Raw genomic sequence first — 19,722 nt, 5'->3', positions numbered from 1 at the left:
GTGCGCGTGGCGGCATGACCGGTGGTGAACCGATCCGATGGGTGCGGCGGCAGGCTGCGCCTCGCGTCGGCCGGTTGGCGAGGTGACACCCGCTCAGAGAGGAACGGCGGGAGGCCGTCAGCCGAGTGTGAAGCGGGCGGGGCCGCCCAGGCTCGCGAGGGCGCAGCACACCGCGAACAGGGTGTCGACATCCACAGACTTTCGTTCAACGGGACGCTTCGGGATCGTCGGCGCCGCCGGGGGGAGGCCACGGCACACCAGGCCAGAGGCCCTGCGGACGCTGCGGCTCCGTCCCGCATCCCAGCGCCGGAAAGTGAACGGCGGGCAACGAGGGTTTCCTCGTCTCGAAACCAATGGGTGAGCAGTTGGTCGCGGCAGGGGAAGGTGCAGCGTTCGGAAACTCATCGTTGCTGTTCGGCGACGACCTTCGCGACGAACCGCGGATCGGCGGAGAGTTCGACGTCCCCAGGTCACCGGCCTTGACGGCCACGGACACGGACCCGCCGGGGATCAGCCTGGGATTCAGGCGCTCACCAGCGGATTCGGCAGCGGCTGATAGCGGGCGGCGGCGCCGTCGGCGTTCGTCCAGCGCAGCAGCAGGTTCGTCTTCCCGGGCACGGTGGGCGAGGTGAGCAGGGCGGCGGCCTCGGGCAGGTCGTGGCAGGCGAGTTCACGGCGGGCGGCGGGCCAGGGGTCGAGACCCGGGTGGCGTTCGGCGAGGGCGGCGGCGATCTCGCTGAGATGGTTGACGACCAGGCAGTACACCAGCCGCTCCCATCCGGCGGCCCGGGAGACGTCCGGCAGCAGCTTGACGCCCTCCGCGTCGCGGAAGAGTGCCTGCACGGGCAGGCCGGCGGCGTCCACGGCGATCAGCGAGTTCTGCAGATGGGCCTCCAGGACGACACCGTGCCGCGCGAAGGCGCCGAGGACGGGGGGTATCACCTGGCGCAGATACGCCTCCCACCACAGCGCCGGGTCCGCCGGGCCGTCCAGCGGGTTGCCGTCGAAGCCCTCGGCGAGGGCCGCGGCGAGCAGCGGGGTCGCGCCGGGCACCAGGTGTTCGCCCAGTCCGTCGCGGACGACGACGGCGAGTTCCTCGAAGGCGAAGGCGGCGGTGCGGTAGCCGCGGTCGGACAGCCAGGCCGCCGGGCCCGGCAGGTGGGCGAAGGCGGTCGCGACCGCCGTGTCGGTGCGGCGCAGCCTGCCGAGGTCGTGCCGCCACAACCGCCGTACGTCGTTGGTGATCCGCACGTCCAGACTGAACTTCAGGAAGAGGTCCGCGCCGGGGACGTGGACGGTGCGGACCGCCGCCGTGGGCCACACCGACCGGGCCGTCGTGCCCAGCCGCAGCAGCCGTCCGTCGGCGAAGGCCTCGGCGAGGTCGCGGCCCACCAGTTCGAGCTGCCAGGGGTGGGCGGGCAGCAGCCGGTAGCCGGGCGGGGCCTGGCCCAGCGCGTCGAGCGCCGAGGTGTCGCCCTCCTCGGCGACCAGGTCCTCGCGCACCCCGAGCAGCACCAGGGGGAAGCGGGCGTGCGCCTCGGGCGCGTACGGCAGCCAGGAGGCGGCCGGGCCGCCACCACGCGCCTTGGGCGCAGGGTGGTACGGGTGGCCGGTGACGAGCGCCTGCTCGGACCGGATGTACGGGTCCTCGGGCACCGGCGCGCGGTCGCGGGCGGCGAGCAGCGCCGCCACCGCCTCCCGGCTGTCGATCATCTCGGCGGGCAGTTCGTCGTTGGGCAGGCCCGTGTGCCGACGCAGCTCCTCCGCCACGAGTTTGACCAGTTCCGGGTGGTCGATCCGCTGCCAGCCTCCCTCCGCGTACACCTCCGGCGCGGTGGGCCGCCGCCCGTCGCGCACGCGCAGCAGCCGGTCCCCGCCGGGCAGCCGGTACGTCCGCCGGCCGCCCGGATCCGGGTACGGCCGCGCGACCTCGCGGATCAGGCAGTTCAGCAGGGGCGCGGCCGCGTACGCGTCGGCGCGCTCCGCGACGTCGTCGGTGGGGGGCGTGAGCTCCATGCGTTTTACTCGGTCCGTTCGGTCCATAAGTCCACACGGTGCGAAGGTGATCAGTATGTCTGCCCGGCACGCGCCGACCTGACGCCCGCCCGCCATCGGAGGAGTCCGACCGTGCACCGTCCCCCAGCCACCGAGACCGAGGTCGCCGAGGAGCTGGCCGCCGTGCGGCCCGACCTGGTCTCACGGTACGCGGCGCGGCTGCACGACGCGCGGGCCGCCGTACTGACCCGGCTGTGGCGCGCGCTCGCCCACGAGCCGCTGCCGTGGATCACCGGCCGGGAGCGCACACGGGACGCGCTCGTCCTGCGGCTGCGCGACGGCCGCCGGCTGGAGGGGCCGCCGTCCGACCCGTACGCCACCTCCGCGTACGTCACGGCCGTACGTCTGGCCGGGGCGGCCCACGACGATCCGGCGCGGCTGATGAGGGACCTCGCCGTGCCGCACGGCGACTCGCTCGCCGCCGAACTCGGGCACAGTGTCGCCTCGCTGGCGCTGTCGCGGGCCGATCAGCCACCCGTTGAGGAGGCCCACCGCGAGGAGTGGCCGGTGGCGGACTGGCAGTGGGAGCAGCGGGTGGTCGACGGCCACCCCTTCCACCCCAACTGCCGTTCCCGGCCGGGCTTCTCAGTCGCCGAGCAGCTCGCGTACGGGCCCGAGCACCGGCCGTCGGTCGAGCTGGGCCTGGTGCCGGTGCCGGAGCGGGAGTGCCTGGTGAGCGGGGCGTGGCCGAGGGACCTGCGGGACGGCGGGCGGCTGCTGATCCCCGTGCACCCCTGGCAGGCGGCGCATGTGCTCAAGCAGCCGCGCGGGGAACGTGCCCTCGCGGCCCGTCCGCTGATGTCGCTGCGCACCCTGGCCGTGCCCGGCGGGCTCCACGTCAAGACCTCGCTCAGCGCCCGGCTGACGTCCTCGGTCCGGGACATCTCGGTCGGCTCGGTGACCGCCTCCGCCGCCCTGTCGGACTTCGCCGTGGACCTGGCGGCCCGCACGGACGGCCTGCTGCACATCACCCGCACCCTGGGCGCGGCCACCTCGGGCTCCCCCGATCTGGCGGCTCTGTGGCGCGAGTCGCCCGGGAGGTACGCCGCATCCGGGGAGCACGTGGTGCCGGTGGCGGCGCTGCCGACCACGGACCTGCCCGACTCACCGGCCTGGACGGGCGAGTTCACACGCCTGGCGCTGACCGTCGGACTGCGTCTGCTGGAGCTGGGGGTGGCCCTGGAGGCACACGGCCAGAACCTGCTCGTCGTGCTGTCCGGATCCGGCTCCCCGCTGCGGCTGGTCTACCGCGACCTCGCCGACATCCGGATCAGTCCGGCCCGCCTGACCCGCCACGGCATCGCCGTACCGGAGTTGCCCGCCCGGAACCTCACCGACGACCCGACCGCCCTGCGCCGCAAGCTGTTCGGCTCGCTGGTGGCGGGCGCGCTGGCGGGCACGGCCGGATCGGCGGCCGCGCTGCGGGCGGCACTGGAGCCGGCCGTACAGGACCTGCCGCGCACCCCGGACCTCGTGGCGTTGTGCGAACAGCCGCTTCCGGCCAAGGCGTTGACGCTGATGCGGCTGTCTCCCGGCACCCCCGGGGACCAGTGGACCGGGCTGCCCAACCCGCTCGTTTTGGTCCCCGGCACGTCCGATCAATAAGATCCGCCGATGATCACAAGACAACGGCTGGCGGCGGGAGTCTGTGCTCTGCTCGCCGCCCTGACGGCCGGGATGGCCTTTCCCGCCGGTGCGGTAGCCGACGAGATGGAGGGGCAGGACGCCCCGAAGGTCGAACTCGTCCTGGACGTCAGCGGCTCCATGCGGACCCGGGACATGGACGGCGGGACGCGGATGGCCGCGGCCAAGCAGGCATTCAACGAGGTGCTCGACGCGACCCCCGAGGAGGTCCAGCTCGGAATCCGCACCCTCGGGGCCAACTACCCCGGCAACGACAGGAAGACGGGGTGCAAGGACACCGCCCAGCTCTACCCGGTCGGCCCGCTGAACCGCACCGAGGCCAAGACCGCGGTGGCGACGCTGGTGCCGACCGGCTGGACCCCCATCGGACCGGCGCTCCAGAAGGCGGCGACGGACCTCGACGGCGGCAACGGCATGCGCCGGATCGTCCTGATCACCGACGGCGAGGACACCTGTCAGCCGCTGGACCCGTGCGAAGTGGCCCGCGAGATCGCGGCCAAGGGCATCGGGCTGACCATCGACACCCTCGGCCTGGTGCCGGACGCCAAGACCCGCGACCAGCTCATCTGCATCGCGGAGGCGACCGGGGGCACCTACACCTCCGTACAGCACAAGGAGGAGCTCAGCGACCGGGTCGGCCAGTTGGTCGACCGGGCGGCCGACCCGGTGGTGACGCCGGTGGCCACGGAGGGCGCCACCGAGTGCGCGAAGGCGCCGACGCTCAAGTCCGGCCTCTACACCGACCGTGAGGAGTTCGGACAGCAGCGCTGGTACCGGGTGGACGTCAACCCCGGCCAGGAGCTGCGGGCCTCGGTGAGCGTCGCCGCGGACCGGGCCGTCGACCCCGACTACGGCCTGCTGGTGCGGGCCGTGACGGAGCGCGGCCGGGAGATCGTGCGCGGTGAGGCGGCGGGCAACGGCCGCACGGACGTGATCTCCACGGGTCTGCGCTACCCGAAGCCGGAGAGCGACGACGAGAGCGCCCCGGCCGAGACCGTGTGCCTTCAGATCACCAACGCCTTCTCGGCGGCCTCCGGCGTGAAGGCCACGCCGGGTCTGCCGCTGGAGCTGACCGTCGACGTGGTGGACGGTCCGGGCAAGTCGAGCGATGTGGCCTCCTTCGGTCTCGGCCGCGGCTGGTGGCTGCTCGGCGCGCTGGTGCTCACCGGCTTCGTCGCGGGCCTGCTGTGGGGCTGGGTGTCGCGTTGGCGGGTCGCAATCTGGAGGACGAACTGATGCGTATCAACCGTGTGTTGGGCGCCGCGCTGCTGGCGCTCGGGCTGGCCGCGGGCCCCGCGGCAGCCGACTCGTCACCCTCGGCGGATCCGTCCGGCGACAGCGGGGCGCCCCGTCAGGCGGGCACCTCGTTCCGTAGCGCGACCGAGATCGAGCAGGGGCAGCAGGCCACCGCCAGCGGCTCCACCGGCGACTACCTGTACTGGTCGTTCGCCGCGGACGCCGGGCAGCGCCCCACCGTCAAGGCGACGGTGAAGCTGCCCGAGGCGCACGCCTCGCAGACCTGGCAGATCGACGTCTACGACGGTCTGCGGCGCCGCCAGTCCTGCCAGTACGGCGCCCAGACCCGCACCGCCGCACAGGGCACGGCCTCGATCGAACTCGCCTGCGTGCTGCGCACGGTGCGGGCCTGGTCGGAACCGTGGGCCAACGACCCGCTGCCGGGCACGTACTACATCCGGCTCATGGCGGCCGGTCTGCCCGCCTCCGACCTGGGTCTGCCGGTGAGCGCCGAGGTGCGGGCCGACTCCAAGGACATCGGCGGCGCCGCGGCGGTCGACGGCTCGCTCGCGCAGCCGCTGACCCCGGGCATCGCGGTCAAGTCCGAGCAGGACGGCAGCGGTTCGCAGGACGACCAGGGTTCGAAGAAGTCGGCCGTGCTGTCCAGCATCGAGCCGGACGGCGGCTGGTCCTCCACGTGGTGGTCGGACCGGTGGGTGTGGACCGGGATCGGCGGCGTGCTCGCCGCGCTCGCGGGCATCGGCGGGTACGCGCTGACGCGCGGCTCGGGACGCCCGTCGCGCATACCGCCGGGCGTCTGACGGCAGTTCCGCCCGACAGCACCTCGGAAGGCCCGCTCCTGTTTTGGGGCGGGTCTTCTCTCATGCCTCGCGCAACGCCTTGGCCGCAGAGCCGTCCCCGCCCACCTCGACGCACCCGTCCCGTACCGCGTCCACCAGGCCCAACTCCCCGCGGCTGACGGCCGTACACGTGACGGAGTCGAGAGCCAGCCGGGCGTCCGGCTCCACCGGCGCGGGTCCGTACCCGTAGAGCGGGCCCTCCACAGCTCCCACCCGCAGATGGAAGTCGCCTTCCTCCAGCCGGACTTCGACGACGCCCGTCCCGATCCCCGCCTCCTCCAGGGCGCGCAGCAGGGGCAGCGCGAACCAGTGCGCGCGCAGCGCGTCGGTGGGCCGCCGCTCCCCCAGCTCCGTCCGCCCCCACTCCCCGAGCGCCCGCAGTACCGGCAGCAACTCACGCCCGCGCGAGGTGAGTTCGTAGACGTGGACGGCTCCGGGCGGCGGCAGCCGGCGCCGGGTCGTCAGCCCGTCCCGTTCCATGTCCTTCAGCCGTGAGGCGAGCATGTCCGTGCTCACGCCCGGCAGGTCGGCGTGCAGATCGGTGTACCGGCGCGGACCGGCCAGCAGCTCCCGGACGATCAGCAGGGTCCAGCGGTCGCCGACGGCATCGAGCGCGCGGGCGGCGGAGCAGAACTGGTCGTAGCTACGGCGAGGTGGCATGCGACGCAGTGTAGACGGGTTGTTGGACTTTCCAAGCTCTCGCTTGGTAAAACCAAGCAGGACCAGTTACCGGAGGGGAAGCGGCGCATGGAATTCCGGCAGTCGAGCAAGCTCAGCGAGGTCTGTTACGAGATCCGCGGCCCGGTGATCGAGCACGCCGACGCGCTGGAGGAGGCCGGTCACAGCGTGCTGCGGCTGAACACCGGCAACCCCGCGCTGTTCGGCTTCGAGGCACCGGAGGAGATCCTCCAGGACATGATCCGGATGCTTCCGCGGGCACACGGCTACACCGACTCGCGCGGCGTCCTCTCCGCCCGCAGGGCCGTCGCCCAGCGCTACCAGACCCTCGGCCTGGAGGTGGACGTCGATGACGTCTTCCTGGGCAACGGCGTCTCGGAACTGGTCTCGATGGCCGTGCAGGCACTGATCGAGGACGGCGACGAAATCCTCGTGCCCGCACCGGACTTCCCCCTCTGGACGGCCGTGACGACGCTGGCCGGCGGCACGGCGGTCCACTATCTGTGCGACGAACAGGCCGACTGGTACCCGGACCTGGACGACATGGCCTCGAAGATCACCGACCGTACGAAGGCCGTGGTCGTCATCAACCCCAACAACCCGACCGGCGCGGTCTACCCCAAGGAGGTCCTGGAGGGCATCTGCGACCTCGCCCGCCGCCACGGCCTGATGGTCTTCGCGGACGAGATCTACGACCAGATCCTCTACGACGACGCCGTCCACCACTCCACCGCCGCGCTCGCCCCGGACCTGGTCGTGCTCACCTTCTGCGGCCTGTCCAAGACCTACCGAGTGGCGGGCTTCCGCTCCGGCTGGCTGGTGGTCACCGGCCCCAAGCAGCACGCGAAGGACTATCTGGAGGGCCTGACCATGCTGGCCTCCATGCGCCTGTGCGCCAACGCCCCCGCCCAGTACGCGATCCAGGCCGCCCTCGGCGGCCGCCAGTCCATCCGCGAACTGACCGCACCGGGCGGCCGGCTGCACGAACAGCGGAACGTGGCCTGGCAGAAGCTCAACGAGATCCCGGGCGTGACGTGCGTGAAGCCCAGGGGCGCGCTGTACGCGTTCGCCCGCCTGGATCCCAAGGTCCACCGGATCCACGACGACGAGAAGTTCGTCCTGGACCTCCTCCTGCGCGAGAAGATCCAGGTGGTCCAGGGCACGGGCTTCAACTGGCCGGCCCCGGACCACTTCCGCATCCTCACGCTCCCCCACGCGGACGTCCTGGACACGGCGATCAGTAGGATCGGCCGGTTCCTCGGCGGATACCGGCAGTAGGTCCGGCACCGCGCCTCGCGGGCCCGCGGCCGTCCCGGGCCCCTCCGGCCAGGGGAAACTCCTCCGAGCCCGCGACCCGCGCCGTGTTACGGTCCCGGTGCCGGCCGCGGGACTTCGGTGCGACTTCCGGAACCTGCCTATGAAGCAATGATTCGCAGCTCGTGCCCCCATTCCCCGGCCGGCCCCGGCAAGGGAGTGCCGACCGGCCCCGGCAGGGGGGCCGCGAGTGAACAGGTGAGGGCATGGACGAGGGCATGAAGTCGTCCGGGGATCCGATCGCGGCCGAGGACGTACTGCTCTTCGTCAACGCCGCGATCACCGCGACCGGCCAGCGCGAGTTCCGCTCCGACGCGGCGGCCCAGCGGCTCTCCCTCGACTTCCTGCACGCCTACACGCTGGGCAACTACCGCGACCTCTACGCGGGCGTGCTCGCCCTCGACATCAACGACCACAACGCGGCGCTGATCGTCCGCCGGCTGCTGGAGACCGCCCGCGAGGCCACCGCGGACCAGCGCCGCAGCGAGGGCCGGCTGATCGCCGGACGGCTGGCGCTGCTGCCGCCGCAGCGCGTCTACGGACTCTTCGGCGCCCTGCGCCGCTCCGAGGTGAACAACCGCCGCACCCGCGCCCTGCTGCGCGACTGGCTGGCCGCCCGGCCCGATCCGGCCCTCGACGCCGTCAAGTACCGCAACGGCCTCAAGCGGGCGCTGCGGCACGCGCATCTGCCGCTGGACGACGCCGAACTCGGCGCCTTCCTCTTCGCTCCGCACAGCCGCGCCCGCTACGACACGCCGATCCTGGAGGCCTGGCGGCGCGCGCACTACGAGCAGGCGGCGCTCTACGAACTCCCGTACACCGTCGCGGAGGGCTTCGCCGCCAGGCACGGCATACCGCGCGGCGTGTTCCTGGAACGTATCGCCCCCCGGCTCACCCGCCTGGAGACGCTGCGGCTCCAGGAGGCGGCACGGCAGCACGGTCCCGCGGCGGCGCGGGCGGTGGCGGCCGACCTGTCCCGGATGCCGCTCACCCGGCTCGCCGGGTACGTGCTCTCCCTCACTGCCCCGGAACGGGTCGCCCGGCGCGAGGAGCTGACCGGCGCGCTGCGCACGGCCGCCCGGCGGACGGCGGGCCGGCACCGGGGAACCTGGGGCCGGGTGGCCGCCGTCCTGGACGACAGCTTCTCCTCCTCCGGTTCGGGCGTGAAGCGGCGCCGGCCGCTGGCGGTCGCCCTGGCCTGCCACTACCTGCTCGAAGCGCTCGCCGGCCACTACACGGGGCTGTGGACCTCCGGCCGCGGCGACGCGCTCCTGGCCCACCCCGTCGGCCCGACCCCGCTGGGTGAGCGGATCCTCGACGGCCTGGAGACGGCACCGGAACGTCTGGTGATCGTCTCCGACGGCTGGGACAACTCTCCTCCCGGGCTGGCGGGTGAGGTGCTCCGGACCTGGCGCACCCGCCTCGATCCGGCCCGCCGCACCAGCGTGGTGCACCTCAACCCCGTGTACGACGCCGAGGACTTCGACGTGCGCCGACTGTCCGCACGGGTGCCGACGGCGGGCATCCGCGACGTCGAGGACCTGCCCGCGCTCGTCGAGATCGCGCAGTTCGCCGAGGGCCGGACCGGCCTGGCCGACCTGACGGCCTACCTGGACTCCCGCGCGGCGCGGCTCACCGCCGCCGCGGACCGACGGGCGGAGAGGAACCCCCGATGACACCGCACGGACTGCTCGACGGGCTGGAGACCCGCCCCGCGCAGGTGTGGGGCGCCGTACGGCTGGTGCCGCTCGTACGGGCCGAGCCGATCCAGGACCTGCGCCTGCACCCGCGGATCCACGACGGACCGGGCGAGGTGGACCTGGGCCGGGGACGGAGCTACTGCTCCTACATCCCGCACAGCTTCGTCGCCGACTGGACCGGGGACGGCTCACCCGCCGCGGCCTACGGAACACAGCTGACCGACGGGCGGCCCGAGCAGGAAGTCGGGGCCGCACGACTGCACTTCCACCGTCGGACGGCCCCCCGGGAGGCCCGGCACCGGCTGCGTTTCCTGCCGCTCCACCTCGCGCTGGAGGGCTATCTCGCACTTCACTTCGGCGGTCCCGCCGTCGCCTGGAAACAGTGGTCGCACCGAGCCGTGCGTCAGGGGCTCTCCCCGCGTGTCGAGGCCGCCTACCTCGGCACCGAAGTACCCGGACTGGCCGACGCGTTGCGCGTCTTCGAGATCCACCCGGGCCAGTGCGGCGTACTGATCCATCTGGCCGACGCGCCCGCCGCGGCGTTCGTGGTGCCGCACCCGGAGGACTACCGCACCCTGCACCCGACCCTGCTCCAGGACCTCTACGGCGACCTGGTGCACCACTACGCCACCCTGATGCCTCCCGTCACGGACTTCCGCGCCCGCATCCCCGACACCCGGATCCGCACGCTCGCCGACCTGCGGGACGCCGCGGCGGAACAGACGGCGCGGTGGGCCGACTTCCACGACACCACGATGGCGGCCGGACTGCTGGACCAGCAGAGCACCTGGCAACTGGTCCGGCGCATGGGCCGCTTCACCCTCTCCCGATTCCTGCCGCCGTTCCGCCCCAAGCAGGACAACCACATCGGCGAGGCGATCATCGACGAACACGGCCGGACCGTCTACCTCAAGACCTTCCGCCTCTCGGAGAGCCAGGTCCGCCGCGGCCACCTCCTCACGCACCTCGCCGCCCACGACTGGCACCTCCCCGCCACCGCCAGCGCCCTCGGCCTGACCGAGCCCCAACTGGCCCTCCGCCTGGAGACGTCCGGCTTCGCCCCCCTCCGTCAGGACGTCCTGGACCACTATCGCAAGCAGAACCGCACAGGAAACCCCTGACCAGAAGCGGAGATCGGACGCCGCGAAGCGGCGGGACCGGTGGAAGAAGGCACCCCCCGAACACCAGGCTCGTGCCAGGCAGGAGGAGCAAGAAGAGAAGCCGCGCGAGGCCTTGCGTACGTACCCCGTCGACCGTCGTGGCTACATCACACCGCATCCGGAGGACTACCCCGCCCTGTCGCGGCAGCGGGCGGCCCGCATCGCCGGGGAGATGGGGCTGCGTGCCGAGACGTGGGGGAACAAGGGGTCGTGGCGGTTCGAGGAGAGCGTGGTCGAGGAAGTGCCGCTCGCCTGAGCCGGAGGGGCCCGGGCTAGTAAGGATCGTCCGCGTCCGAGGGGGTTTCCCAGTGGAAGGACGCGAGGGTGACCTGGTCCTCGTCCGGCTCGGTGTCGTCGTCCTGTTCACGGCGGGTCAGGTGGCCGAGGGCCACCATCCCGCCGAGCAGCAGGCCGATCAGGCAGATCAGGCCGAGTACGAGCGTGGCCAGGCTCAGCAGCGTGTTGCCGACCAGGTCGGCCAGTATTCCGATCAGGTCCAGACATCCGCACGCCAGCATGCCGATACGTTCCCCGCCGGCGGCGCGGTCGGGACGCCGCGTTGCCGATCCGTGCTCCGAAAGTACCCGGGCCGCGATGCCCCGCCGTGGGCGCGTGAGTCCGCCGGAGCGGGGACGCGGGCTCGTAGCCTGTGACACATGGGTGATCTCTTTCTCGTACGGCACGGCGAGACCGAGTGGTCGCGGTCTGGGCGGCACACCGGGTGGACGGACGTGCCGCTCACCGAGCACGGGCGGGAGGAGGCACGGCGGCTGGTGCCGTTGATCCGCTCGCACCGGATCGGGGCCGCGTTCGTCAGCCCGTCGCAGCGGGCGCGGGAGACTGCCCAGGTGATCGGGGTCCACGACGCGCGGGTCGACACGGATCTGCGGGAGTGGGACTACGGCGGCTACGAGGGCGTCACCACCGTCGAGATCCAGCGGACGCGGCCCGGCTGGTTCCTGTTCACGGATGGGGTCGCCCCGGGGCCGCCGGAACATCCCGGGGAGACCGTGGAGCAGGTCGGGGAGCGGGCCGACCGCATGCTGGGCAAGGTGGACGCCGCGCTCGCCAACACCGAGGGGGCCGTCGTGCTGGTGGCCCACGGGCACTTCCTGCGGGTGCTCACCGCCCGGCGGCTCGGGCTGCCGCCGTCGGCGGGCGCGCTGTTCCAGCTGGCCACGGGCACGGTGTGCCGGCTGGGCACGGAGCACGGGCGGCCGGTGATCGCGGGCTGGAACATCCGGGCGGCCCCGTCGGCGTAAGCGGCGGCGGCTCGTTGTCGGACCCGGGTCGTAGTCTTCGAATGGGCCGTTCGCCAGCTGTTCGACGATTCGGGGAGGCCGCGCCGTGACACGACCGCCTACTGCCGCGCAGCGCCGCGTCATCGACGCCGCCGACCCCGTGACCGGCCGGCTCAGGGGTACGGAGGCCCAGCTCGCGGCGCTGGTGAAGCGGGGGCTCGCCTTCCGGCATCCACGGCCGCCGCACGACCACTTCCTCACCCCGGCCGGGCATCGGATACGGGAGGCGGAGGAGGTGACGAAGAAGGCGCCCGACGTCGGGGAGGCGCCTGCCGGTACCGGCGTGTTCTCCGCCCGCGTCGGCGGCGAGGAGGCCCCGTACGACGGTCCCGGGCGGGTGCGCGAGGTGCACAGCGCCTGGCAGGGACTGCTGGAACTGCGCCGGATGACCAATCCGGACGGTGCCGTCGAACGGCCCTGCGGCTGGGAGCGAACGCATCTGGTCCGGGCCGCCGCGCTCGCCCTGGAGGCGGCGGGACAGCGGCCCGCGGGGCCGGACGCGGACGGATACCGGGTACGGGCGACCCCGCAGCCGGAGGCGGTCGCGGTGTACGGGCCGGACGGCGCGGCACTGCGGGCGTGCGCGGCCGCGCTGGAGCGGGCGGGCTGGCAGGCCGGGGAGTACACCGAGCCCCGGACCAGGGCCCGGTACCTGCTGGCGTCGCCGCGCAGGATGTGACGGCCGTGCCAGGATCGGTGGGTCCGAGCGGCGTACGAGAAGGGGACGCGGTGAGCGAGCCGTGTTCCGTCCGGGTGACCGTCCGCGGTGACGAGACCGATGTGCAGGGGCACCTCAACCAGGCCGTGTACCTCAACTACGCGGAGCACGCCCGCTGGTCGTTGCTCCAGGCTGCCGGGATCAGCCAGGCGGGCCTCGTGTCCGGCGGCGTGGGGCCGGTGACCCTGGAGACGACGATCCGCTACCCGCGTGAGCTGTCGGCCGGCGACGAGGCCGACGTGACCCGTGCCTTCGAGTGGGACGGGGGCAAGACCTTCCGCATCCGGCAGACGGTCCGGAAGGCCGACGGCACGGTGGCGGCCGAGATCGACGCGGTCGGCGGCCTCCTGGACCTCAAGGCGAGGAAACCGGTGCCCGCTCCGCACGACCGCTTCAGGCAACTGGCGACGGATCCCGGCCTGTTCGGGCTGTGACGCACACGGCGGGAGGGGCACGGCACAGCGGCCGTACCCCTCCCGAAGATCGGCGCGGTTGGCCGCCCCTCCCGAGGGCCCGCGCGGCGGCCGTACCCCTCCGAGGGATCAGCGCGCCACCGCGATCTCCTCCCCCGCCTCCATCGGATGGGTGACGTCCTGGGCGTCCACCAGCCCGGGCCTGCCCAGGTGGTTGAACACGAAGTTGAGCAGGACGGCCGCGACGCAGCCCGTGGAGATGCCGGAGTCGAGGACGATCCGGGCGGTCTCCGGGAAGGCGTGGTAGAAGTTCGGCGCCGTGATCGGGATGATGCCGACGGCGATCGAGACGGCGACGATCAGGACGTTGTTGTCCTTGTCGAGGCCGGCCCGGGCCAGGGTCTGGATGCCGCTGGCGGCCACCGAGCCGAACAGGACGACGCCCGCGCCGCCGAGCACCGGGCGCGGTACGACGGCGATGAGCGAGGCGGCCATCGGGCACAGGCCCATCAGGACCAGGAAGCCGCCGCCGAAGGCCACCACGAAGCGGCTGCGGATCCGGGTCATGGCCACCAGGCCGATGTTCTGCGCGAAGGCGCTGCACATGAAGCCGTTGAACAGGGGGCTGAGGGCGGAGCCGAGGGTGTCGGCGCGCAGGCCGGCGGCGATCGTCTTCTCGTTCGCCGGGCGTTCGACGATCTCACCGAGGGCCAGCATGTCCGCGGTGGACTCGGTCATCGAGACCACCATCACCACGCACATCGACAGGATCGCGGCGACCTGGAACTGCGGCGCGCCGAAGTGGAAGGGGGTCGGGAAGCCGACCACCTGGGCGTCCGCCACCGGGCCGAAGTCCGTGACGCCGAACGGGATCGCGATGACCGTGCCGGCGATCAGCCCGAGCAGGACCGCGATCTGCTTGACGAAGCCGCGGGTGAAGCGGCGCAGCAGCAGGACGATGACCAGGGTGGTGCCGGCCAGGGAGAGGTTCGTCGCCGAACCGTAGTCGTGCGCGGCCGGGTTGGGGCCCTGGGCCCAGCCGAAGGAGACCGGCAGCAGGGAGACACCGATGAGGGTGATCACGGTGCCGGTGACCACCGGTGGGAAGAAGCGGATCGCCTTGCAGAAGATCGGCGCGGCCAGGAAGCCGAGGACGCCCGCCACGATCACCGCGCCGAAGATGATCGGCAGGGCGTCGGACTTGTCCTTGGTGGCGGCGACGACCGCCGTCATCGGGGCGACACCGGCGAAGGTGACGCCGTTGACGAAGGGGAGCCGGGCGCCGATCTTCCAGATGCCGAGGGTCTGGAGGAAGGTGGCGAGACCGGCCGTGAACAGGCAGGCCCCGGTGAGGAACGTCAGCTCGGTGCCGGACAGGCCCACGGCGGCGCCGACGATCAGGGGCGGGGCGACCACGCCCGCGTACATGGCGGCCACATGCTGAAGGCCGCTGGTCGCCATCTTCAGGATGGGGAGTTTCTCGTCCACGGGATGGGTGGTGGACTCGGCTGGCTGTAGCGCCTCGTCACGGGACGTGGGGTGAGCGGCCACGGCGGCTCCTCCGGTCGGTTGACACGTCGTCTTCGACGTGGGTGTCTGGGAGGTGGTGCGTGTGGTCGTGCGGGACCGGGTCGGGCCCTCGGTGGGGTCCGCGGGGCGAACGGAGACCGTTCCGGGGCGCGTGTCCAAGCGCGCCCCGGAGCCGGCCCGCCGCGGACCCCGCTCGGGTCCACGGCTACCGGTCGGGAGCCGTCCCTCCCGCCCGGAGTTCCTCAGTCGGTCAGCTCTGCGCGGTGATGCGCGCCAGCCGCTGTGCTTCGGCCCGCGTGGCGCGGGCGATGGCGTCCTCGTCGGCGGTCAGCAACCGGCCGTCCTCGACGATCTGCCGCCCGTCCACGAAGGAGGCGGTGACCGGTGCCGCCGCGCCCAGGACCAGGGCGGTCACCGGGTCGGCGATCGAGGCGTGGGCCAGCGTGTCCATCCTCCACAGCACCAGGTCGGCCAGCTTGCCCGGCTCCAGCGAGCCGATCTGGCCGGCCCGGCCGAGTACCCGGGCGCCGCCGTAGGTGCCCAGGCGCAGCGCCTGACGGGCGTTCAGGGCCGCCTCGCGGTGTGCGCCGAGGCGGTTGATCAGGAGGGCGTTGCGCAGTTCGGTGTGGAGTTCGCCGGACTCGTTGGAGGCGGTGCCGTCGACACCGAGGCCGACCGGGACGCCGGCCGCCAGCATGTCGGGGACCCGGGCGATTCCGGCCGCGAGGCGGGCGTTGGAGGAGGGGCAGTGCGCCACACCGGTCTTCGTACGGGCGAAGGCGGCGATGTCGGAGTCGTTCATGTGGACGCAGTGCGCCATCCACACGTCCTCGCCCAGCCAGCCCGTGGACTCGAAGTAGTCGGTGGGGCCCTTGCCGAACAGCTCGTGGCAGAACTTCTCCTCCTCGACCGTCTCCGAGCCGTGGGTGTGCAGCCGTACGCCGAGACGGCGGGCCAACTCCGCGGCCTGCTGGAGCAGTTCGGTGGAGACGGAGAACGGGGAGCAGGGGGCGACGGCGATCTGCGTCATGGCGTCGAAGGAGGCGTCGTGGTGCCGCCGAACGGTCTCCTCGGTGGCGGCGAGCGCGTCCTGGAGCGTCTCCACGGCGAAGTCCGGCGGCAGCCCGCCGTCCTTCTCGCCGCGGTCCATCGAACCGCGGGCCAGGGTGAACCGCACGCCCGTCTCGCGGGCCGCCCGGATGATCGCGCCGGACAGGTCTCCGGAGCCGTGCGGGAAGACGTAGTGGTGGTCCATGGCGGTGGTGACGCCGCCGCGGGCCATCATCGCCAGCGACCCCTGGGCCGCCGCGTACACCATCTCCTCGTCGATGCGCGCCCAGGTCGGGTAGAGCGCGACGAGCCAGTCGAACAGGTTGTGGTCGGTGGCCAGGCCCCGGGTGATCCACTGGTAGAAGTGGTGGTGGGTGTTGACCAGACCGGGCGTGGCCAGATGGCCGCTCGCGTCGATGCGGCGCACCACGTCCTTCAGCCCCTCGGGGGCCTTGCCCGCGCCGACCGACTCGATCCGGTTGCCGGCGAGGACGAGGTGTCCGGAGGCGTACTCGGTGTCGTCCGCGTCCACGGTCGCGATCGCGCAGTTCTCGATGACGATGCGCTGGGCTGCCGATGGTGCCATTGCGCTTCCTTGTCTTTGGTGGCGGCCCGTGGACGTGGGGCGTCCACGGGGAGGGCACGGCAGGACCCTAGGAGGATTTGAGTGCCGGAGCCGTGCTGCTCCGGGTGCCGAGGTGGTGGAAGAACAGGTTGAGCATGACGGCGACGATGGCGCCGGCGCTGATCCCGGAGCCGAGGACGGTCTGCGCCCAGGCGGGGAACTGGGTGTAGAAGGTGGGCGCGGCCAGCGGGATGATGCCGGCGCCGAGGGCCACGGCGACCAGGATGATGTTGGAGCTGTCGTCCAGTCCGGCCTCGGACAGGGTGCGGATGCCGCTGACGGCGATCGAGCCGAAGAGCACGATGCCCGCGCCTCCGAGGACCGGCATGGGCACCAGGGAGACGACCGCGCCGAGGACCGGGAAGGCGCCGAGGAGCAGCAGGGCGGAGCCGGCGACGGCGACGACGTAGCGGCTGCGCACCCGGGTCAGCGAGACGACGCCCACGTTCTGGGCGAAGGCCGAGGTGGGGAAGCCGCCGAAGACGGGGCCGAGCAGGGTGGCGAGGCCGTCGGTGCGCAGGCCGCGGGTGATGGTCCGGGCGTCGGCGCGGCGGTCGCAGATCTCGCCGAGGGCGAGCATGCCGGCGCTGGACTCGGTCATCAGCACCAGCATCACGATGCACAGCGACAGGATGGCCGCGGGCTGGAAGACGGGGGCGCCGAAGGCGAAGGGGGTGGGCAGCGCGGCGACCGGGGCGGACGCGAGGCCGCGGAAGTCGGCCATGCCGAACGGAAGGGCGGCCAGGGTGCCGATGAGCAGTCCGAACAGCAGGGCGACCTGCTTGACGAAGCCCGTGCCGAAGCGCTGGATCAGCAGGATCACCACGAGGGTGAACGCGGCGAGGGCGAGGTTCTTCATGGAGCCGAAGCCGGCGGCGTTCCGGTCGCCGCCCTGCGCCCAGCCGACGGGCACGGGCATCAGGGTGACCCCGATGAGGGTGATCACCACGCCGGTGACCAGCGGCGGGAAGAACTTCAGCAGCCGTCCGAAGAACGGGCCGACGGCCAGGCAGAAGGCGCCGGCGACCATCACCGCGCCGTAGATCGCCGGGAGTTGGTTTCCCTTGGCGTTGTTCTCGGCGATGGCGAGGATGGGGGCGATGCCGGCCGAGGAGGCGGCGTTCACGAACGGCAGGCGGTTGCCCACGAGTTGCCTGACGCCGATGGTCTGGAGGATCGTCGCGACGCCGGCGATCAGCAGGCTGGCGGCGATGAGCCGGGTGCGGCCCGCGATGTCGAGTCCGCAGGCCTGGCCGATGATGAGCGGAGGGGTGACAACGCCCGCGTACATGGCGGCGATGTGCTGGAGCGCGGCGGGGACGAGCCGCGAGGGGTGGAGCTTCTCGTCGACCGGGTGCACGGACGTGACGGCGTCCTCGGTGTGCACCGGTGGGGTGGAACACGGGCCTTCGACGGGCCCTTGAGCAGGCAGTGCCATTTCGTTCCCTCCGGTGTGGCGCGCCACCGGTCCGGAGCGGGTCCGGTGGCGCGCGTCCCGCGTCAGAGGTTTGTCATGTCGACCGGGATGAGCTGCTCGGCGCCGTCCCGCAGAATGGTGGCCTCGATCAGGCCGTAGGGGCGGTCGGCGGCGTAGTAGACGGCGCCGTCCTTGGCCGCGTTGTCGATCCCGAAGGGCGACAGGTCCGAGCGGAAGTGGTGCTTGTTGGGCATCGAGAAGCGGATCTCGTCGACCTCGTCGCGGGAGTTCAGCACCCGCACACCCATCTCGAAGAGGGTCTGCTGGAGCGAGTACGAGTAGGTCTCGGCGAACGCCTGGAGCGCGTGCTTGCGCACCCCGTTGTACGAGCGCTCCCAGTCGGGGGCGTGCGAGTCGATGCCGTTCCAGTTGTGCCGCCACCAGGTGGAGACGGTGGTGGCGAGGATGCGGTCGTGGTCCTCCTGAAGGGAGGTGTACTTGTCCTTCAGGAAGCCGAAGAACTCGGAGTTGGTCGAGTTCAGGACGGTCAGGTCCTTGAACCCGGAGAGCACCTGGACTCCGTGGCCGTCGTAGGTGATCTGCGCGACGCGGGTCTCCTGGCCCTTGCGGACGAAGGAGTGGGCGATCTCGTCGGAGCCGACGAAGCGCGCGCCGGACTGCGCGGTCTCGATCCGCTCCCAGGCGTACTCCTCGATGCGGATGCGGGCCCGGTGGATGGGCTCGGCGTTGTCCACGAAGTGGCGGGCGAGCCTGACGCCGAAGTCCTCGGCGCTCTGGATCCCGTGCTCCTTGGCGAAGGCGAACACCGTGTTCTTGGTGGTGTCGGTCGGCAGGACGTTCGCGTTGGAGCCGCTGCGGTGGACCTCCTCCATGTCGCCGGAGAGGGCGACGGAGACGTTCAGGTCCTTGATGTGGTGCGTGTCGCCGGCACGCGTGATCTTGACGACTCGGTTCTCGGCCTTGCCGTACTGGTTCTGTCCCAGGACGAAACGGGTCATGGTGTCGGTCAGCTCCCTCGGTAAACGGAGTAGCCGAACGGGTTGAGCAGCAGCGGAACGTGGTAGTGCTCACCGGGCACCACCGCGAAGGTGATGGTGACCTCGGGGAAGAACACCGGCCGGCCGTTCTCGCTGTCCCGGAGCGCGGGGGCGTCCTGCTGGGCCGCGGCTTGTTTCTTGGCGAAGTACGTCTCGGTGTCGAACTCGAGCCGTACGTGGGTGGTGCCCTCCGGCGGCGCCGGAAGATCCTTGCACCGCCCGTCGGCGTCGGTCGAGGATCCGCCGAGCGCCTGCCAGTCCGCTTCCCGCCCGCAACGGGTCAGGATGTGGACGGCGACGCCCCCGGCGGGGCGGCCGGCGGAGGTGTCCAGGATGTGCGTGGACACGGAGGCGGTGGTCTCGGTGCTCATGGTTTCCTCTTCGGGCGTCTTCTCAGGCGTCTTCGAGCAGTCGGGCGAGCCGGATGCGGTTGATCTTCCCCAGTTCGCTGCGGACGATCTCGCGTTCCTGCTCCGGCGCGTTGCCGATCCGCTCCTTGACCGCGTCGCGCATCTGCTCGCCGGTCCGGCCGGTGGCGCAGATGAGGAAGACGTGACCGAACTTGTCCTGGTAGGCCAGGTTGAGGTCGAGCATCTCGGCCTTGAGTTCCTCGGAGGCGCCGGCCATGCCGCGCTGTTCGCGGGCCGATGCCGGGTCGCCGGGCTTGGGACGGCCTATCGGCGGGTGGCCGGCCATCGCCTCCCCGAGGTCCGCGGGGGTCAGCTCCGCCATGGCGGCGTCGCTCGCGGCTTCGAGGTCTTCGGGGGTGCCGCAGGGGCGGGCCGCCAGCAGCCGCTCGGCCCACGCCGTGCTGGCGCACGCCTCCAGAAGGGCGGCTCGGGCCGCGTCTTCGGGGAGGGCGTTGAATCGGGCGAGGCCCGGTGGCGTTGCGGTCGAAGTCACGGGAGCCTCCGTGGGCTGTTGACGGCCTTCGCGTTGAACGGGCTGCGGATAGCTAACGCC

The 19,722-nt window shown here is 72.2% G+C and carries 19 protein-coding genes; 10 read left to right on the top strand and 9 right to left on the bottom strand.

Annotated elements, in window-relative coordinates; translation table 11 throughout:
- Positions 1-522: 522 nt before the first annotated feature.
- Entirely contained in the window at positions 523-2,016 is a 1,494-nt protein-coding gene (locus ACIQMV_RS10275; RefSeq protein ID WP_402592301.1) for an IucA/IucC family protein, read from the bottom strand.
- 111 nt (positions 2,017-2,127) lie between these two features.
- Between ACIQMV_RS10275 and ACIQMV_RS10270 the strand changes: the two genes are divergently transcribed.
- The 3 genes from ACIQMV_RS10270 to ACIQMV_RS10260 are packed head-to-tail and all read left to right on the top strand — an operon-like array spanning position 2,128 to position 5,756.
- On the top strand, positions 2,128-3,660 hold the full coding sequence (locus ACIQMV_RS10270) for an IucA/IucC family protein (protein WP_402592300.1): 1,533 nt from the start codon (positions 2,128-2,130) through the stop codon (positions 3,658-3,660).
- Positions 3,661-3,669: 9 nt separating this feature from the next.
- Positions 3,670-4,935 (top strand): VWA domain-containing protein, encoded by a 1,266-nt coding sequence (locus ACIQMV_RS10265; RefSeq protein WP_402592299.1) that lies wholly within the window; start codon positions 3,670-3,672, stop codon positions 4,933-4,935.
- Entirely contained in the window at positions 4,935-5,756 is an 822-nt protein-coding gene (locus tag ACIQMV_RS10260) for a hypothetical protein (protein WP_402592298.1), read from the top strand. The genes ACIQMV_RS10265 and ACIQMV_RS10260 overlap by 1 nt, the downstream gene beginning before the upstream one ends.
- 60 nt (positions 5,757-5,816) lie before the next feature.
- On the opposite strand, the gene ACIQMV_RS10255 is transcribed toward ACIQMV_RS10260, so the two are convergent.
- The gene (locus ACIQMV_RS10255) at positions 5,817-6,455 is read right to left on the bottom strand and encodes a winged helix-turn-helix transcriptional regulator (protein WP_402592297.1); all 639 of its coding nucleotides are present in this window, start codon (positions 6,453-6,455) and stop codon (positions 5,817-5,819) included.
- 87 nt (positions 6,456-6,542) lie between these two features.
- Here ACIQMV_RS10255 and ACIQMV_RS10250 point away from each other — a divergent pair, with 87 nt between their 5' ends.
- The 4 genes from ACIQMV_RS10250 to ACIQMV_RS10235 all read left to right on the top strand — a co-directional run bounded on the left by ACIQMV_RS10250 (position 6,543) and on the right by ACIQMV_RS10235 (position 10,903).
- Positions 6,543-7,751 (top strand): pyridoxal phosphate-dependent aminotransferase, encoded by a 1,209-nt coding sequence (locus tag ACIQMV_RS10250; RefSeq protein ID WP_402592296.1) that lies wholly within the window; start codon positions 6,543-6,545, stop codon positions 7,749-7,751.
- Between the two features lie 242 nt (positions 7,752-7,993).
- Entirely contained in the window at positions 7,994-9,463 is a 1,470-nt protein-coding gene (locus tag ACIQMV_RS10245; RefSeq protein ID WP_402592295.1) for a hypothetical protein, read from the top strand.
- Positions 9,460-10,608 (top strand): ARPP-2 domain-containing protein, encoded by a 1,149-nt coding sequence (locus tag ACIQMV_RS10240; protein WP_402592294.1) that lies wholly within the window; start codon positions 9,460-9,462, stop codon positions 10,606-10,608. Before ACIQMV_RS10245 ends, ACIQMV_RS10240 begins: the two co-directional genes overlap by 4 nt.
- Positions 10,609-10,720: 112 nt before the next feature.
- Positions 10,721-10,903, top strand: coding sequence for a hypothetical protein (locus ACIQMV_RS10235; protein WP_402592293.1), 183 nt, complete (start codon positions 10,721-10,723; stop codon positions 10,901-10,903).
- Between the two features lie 16 nt (positions 10,904-10,919).
- On the opposite strand, the gene ACIQMV_RS10230 is transcribed toward ACIQMV_RS10235, so the two are convergent.
- Complete coding sequence (locus ACIQMV_RS10230; RefSeq protein ID WP_402592292.1) at positions 10,920-11,165, bottom strand: hypothetical protein; 246 nt, start codon at positions 11,163-11,165, stop codon at positions 10,920-10,922.
- Between the two features lie 138 nt (positions 11,166-11,303).
- On the opposite strand from ACIQMV_RS10230, the gene ACIQMV_RS10225 reads away from it, so the two are divergent.
- From ACIQMV_RS10225 to ACIQMV_RS10215, 3 genes are all read left to right on the top strand, one after another.
- Entirely contained in the window at positions 11,304-11,909 is a 606-nt protein-coding gene (locus tag ACIQMV_RS10225; RefSeq protein ID WP_402592291.1) for a histidine phosphatase family protein, read from the top strand.
- A gap of 85 nt (positions 11,910-11,994) precedes the next feature.
- Positions 11,995-12,627, top strand: coding sequence for a hypothetical protein (locus ACIQMV_RS10220; protein ID WP_402592290.1), 633 nt, complete (start codon positions 11,995-11,997; stop codon positions 12,625-12,627).
- 50 nt (positions 12,628-12,677) lie between these two features.
- Positions 12,678-13,100 (top strand): acyl-CoA thioesterase, encoded by a 423-nt coding sequence (locus ACIQMV_RS10215; protein ID WP_402592289.1) that lies wholly within the window; start codon positions 12,678-12,680, stop codon positions 13,098-13,100.
- A 108-nt stretch (positions 13,101-13,208) separates the two neighbouring features.
- Here ACIQMV_RS10215 and ACIQMV_RS10210 read toward each other — a convergent pair whose 3' ends face one another.
- The 6 genes from ACIQMV_RS10210 to uraD all read right to left on the bottom strand — a co-directional run bounded on the left by ACIQMV_RS10210 (position 13,209) and on the right by uraD (position 19,662).
- Positions 13,209-14,540, bottom strand: a complete 1,332-nt coding sequence (locus ACIQMV_RS10210) for a nucleobase:cation symporter-2 family protein (protein WP_402592461.1) — start codon at positions 14,538-14,540, stop codon at positions 13,209-13,211.
- A 319-nt stretch (positions 14,541-14,859) separates the two neighbouring features.
- A complete protein-coding gene (locus tag ACIQMV_RS10205; protein WP_402592288.1) occupies positions 14,860-16,245 on the bottom strand; it encodes an 8-oxoguanine deaminase in 1,386 nt (461 codons plus the stop codon).
- A 67-nt stretch (positions 16,246-16,312) separates the two neighbouring features.
- Positions 16,313-17,722, bottom strand: coding sequence for a nucleobase:cation symporter-2 family protein (locus tag ACIQMV_RS10200; protein WP_402592287.1), 1,410 nt, complete (start codon positions 17,720-17,722; stop codon positions 16,313-16,315).
- 62 nt (positions 17,723-17,784) lie between these two features.
- Positions 17,785-18,720, bottom strand: coding sequence for a factor-independent urate hydroxylase (gene pucL, locus ACIQMV_RS10195; RefSeq protein WP_402592286.1), 936 nt, complete (start codon positions 18,718-18,720; stop codon positions 17,785-17,787).
- Between the two features lie 8 nt (positions 18,721-18,728).
- Positions 18,729-19,130 (bottom strand): hydroxyisourate hydrolase, encoded by a 402-nt coding sequence (gene uraH, locus ACIQMV_RS10190; protein WP_402592285.1) that lies wholly within the window; start codon positions 19,128-19,130, stop codon positions 18,729-18,731.
- Positions 19,131-19,152: 22 nt separating this feature from the next.
- Complete coding sequence (gene uraD / locus ACIQMV_RS10185) at positions 19,153-19,662, bottom strand: 2-oxo-4-hydroxy-4-carboxy-5-ureidoimidazoline decarboxylase (RefSeq protein ID WP_402592284.1); 510 nt, start codon at positions 19,660-19,662, stop codon at positions 19,153-19,155.
- Positions 19,663-19,722 lie beyond the last annotated feature (60 nt).

The sequence above is a fragment of the Streptomyces sp. NPDC091412 genome, from assembly GCF_044756885.1.
Lineage (GTDB): Bacteria > Actinomycetota > Actinomycetes > Streptomycetales > Streptomycetaceae > Streptomyces.
This window is presented reverse-complemented; position numbering and strand designations above follow the sequence as displayed.

Bases quoted from the DNA above. Each gene is read 5' to 3' on its own strand.
- ACIQMV_RS10275 (WP_402592301.1), bottom strand. From the start codon at position 2,016: ATGGAGCTCACGCCCCCCACCGACGACGTCGCGGAGCGCGCCGACGCG.
- ACIQMV_RS10265 (WP_402592299.1), top strand. From the start codon at position 3,670: ATGATCACAAGACAACGGCTGGCGGCGGGAGTCTGTGCTCTGCTCGCC.
- ACIQMV_RS10260 (WP_402592298.1), top strand. From the start codon at position 4,935: ATGCGTATCAACCGTGTGTTGGGCGCCGCGCTGCTGGCGCTCGGGCTG.
- ACIQMV_RS10255 (WP_402592297.1), bottom strand. From the start codon at position 6,455: ATGCCACCTCGCCGTAGCTACGACCAGTTCTGCTCCGCCGCCCGCGCG.
- ACIQMV_RS10250 (WP_402592296.1), top strand. From the start codon at position 6,543: ATGGAATTCCGGCAGTCGAGCAAGCTCAGCGAGGTCTGTTACGAGATC.
- ACIQMV_RS10245 (WP_402592295.1), top strand. From the start codon at position 7,994: ATGGACGAGGGCATGAAGTCGTCCGGGGATCCGATCGCGGCCGAGGAC.
- ACIQMV_RS10240 (WP_402592294.1), top strand. From the start codon at position 9,460: ATGACACCGCACGGACTGCTCGACGGGCTGGAGACCCGCCCCGCGCAG.
- ACIQMV_RS10230 (WP_402592292.1), bottom strand. From the start codon at position 11,165: ATGCTGGCGTGCGGATGTCTGGACCTGATCGGAATACTGGCCGACCTG.
- ACIQMV_RS10225 (WP_402592291.1), top strand. From the start codon at position 11,304: ATGGGTGATCTCTTTCTCGTACGGCACGGCGAGACCGAGTGGTCGCGG.
- ACIQMV_RS10210 (WP_402592461.1), bottom strand. From the start codon at position 14,540: ATGGCGACCAGCGGCCTTCAGCATGTGGCCGCCATGTACGCGGGCGTG.
- ACIQMV_RS10205 (WP_402592288.1), bottom strand. From the start codon at position 16,245: ATGGCACCATCGGCAGCCCAGCGCATCGTCATCGAGAACTGCGCGATC.
- ACIQMV_RS10200 (WP_402592287.1), bottom strand. From the start codon at position 17,722: ATGGCACTGCCTGCTCAAGGGCCCGTCGAAGGCCCGTGTTCCACCCCA.
- pucL (WP_402592286.1), bottom strand. From the start codon at position 18,720: ATGACCCGTTTCGTCCTGGGACAGAACCAGTACGGCAAGGCCGAGAAC.
- uraH (WP_402592285.1), bottom strand. From the start codon at position 19,130: ATGAGCACCGAGACCACCGCCTCCGTGTCCACGCACATCCTGGACACC.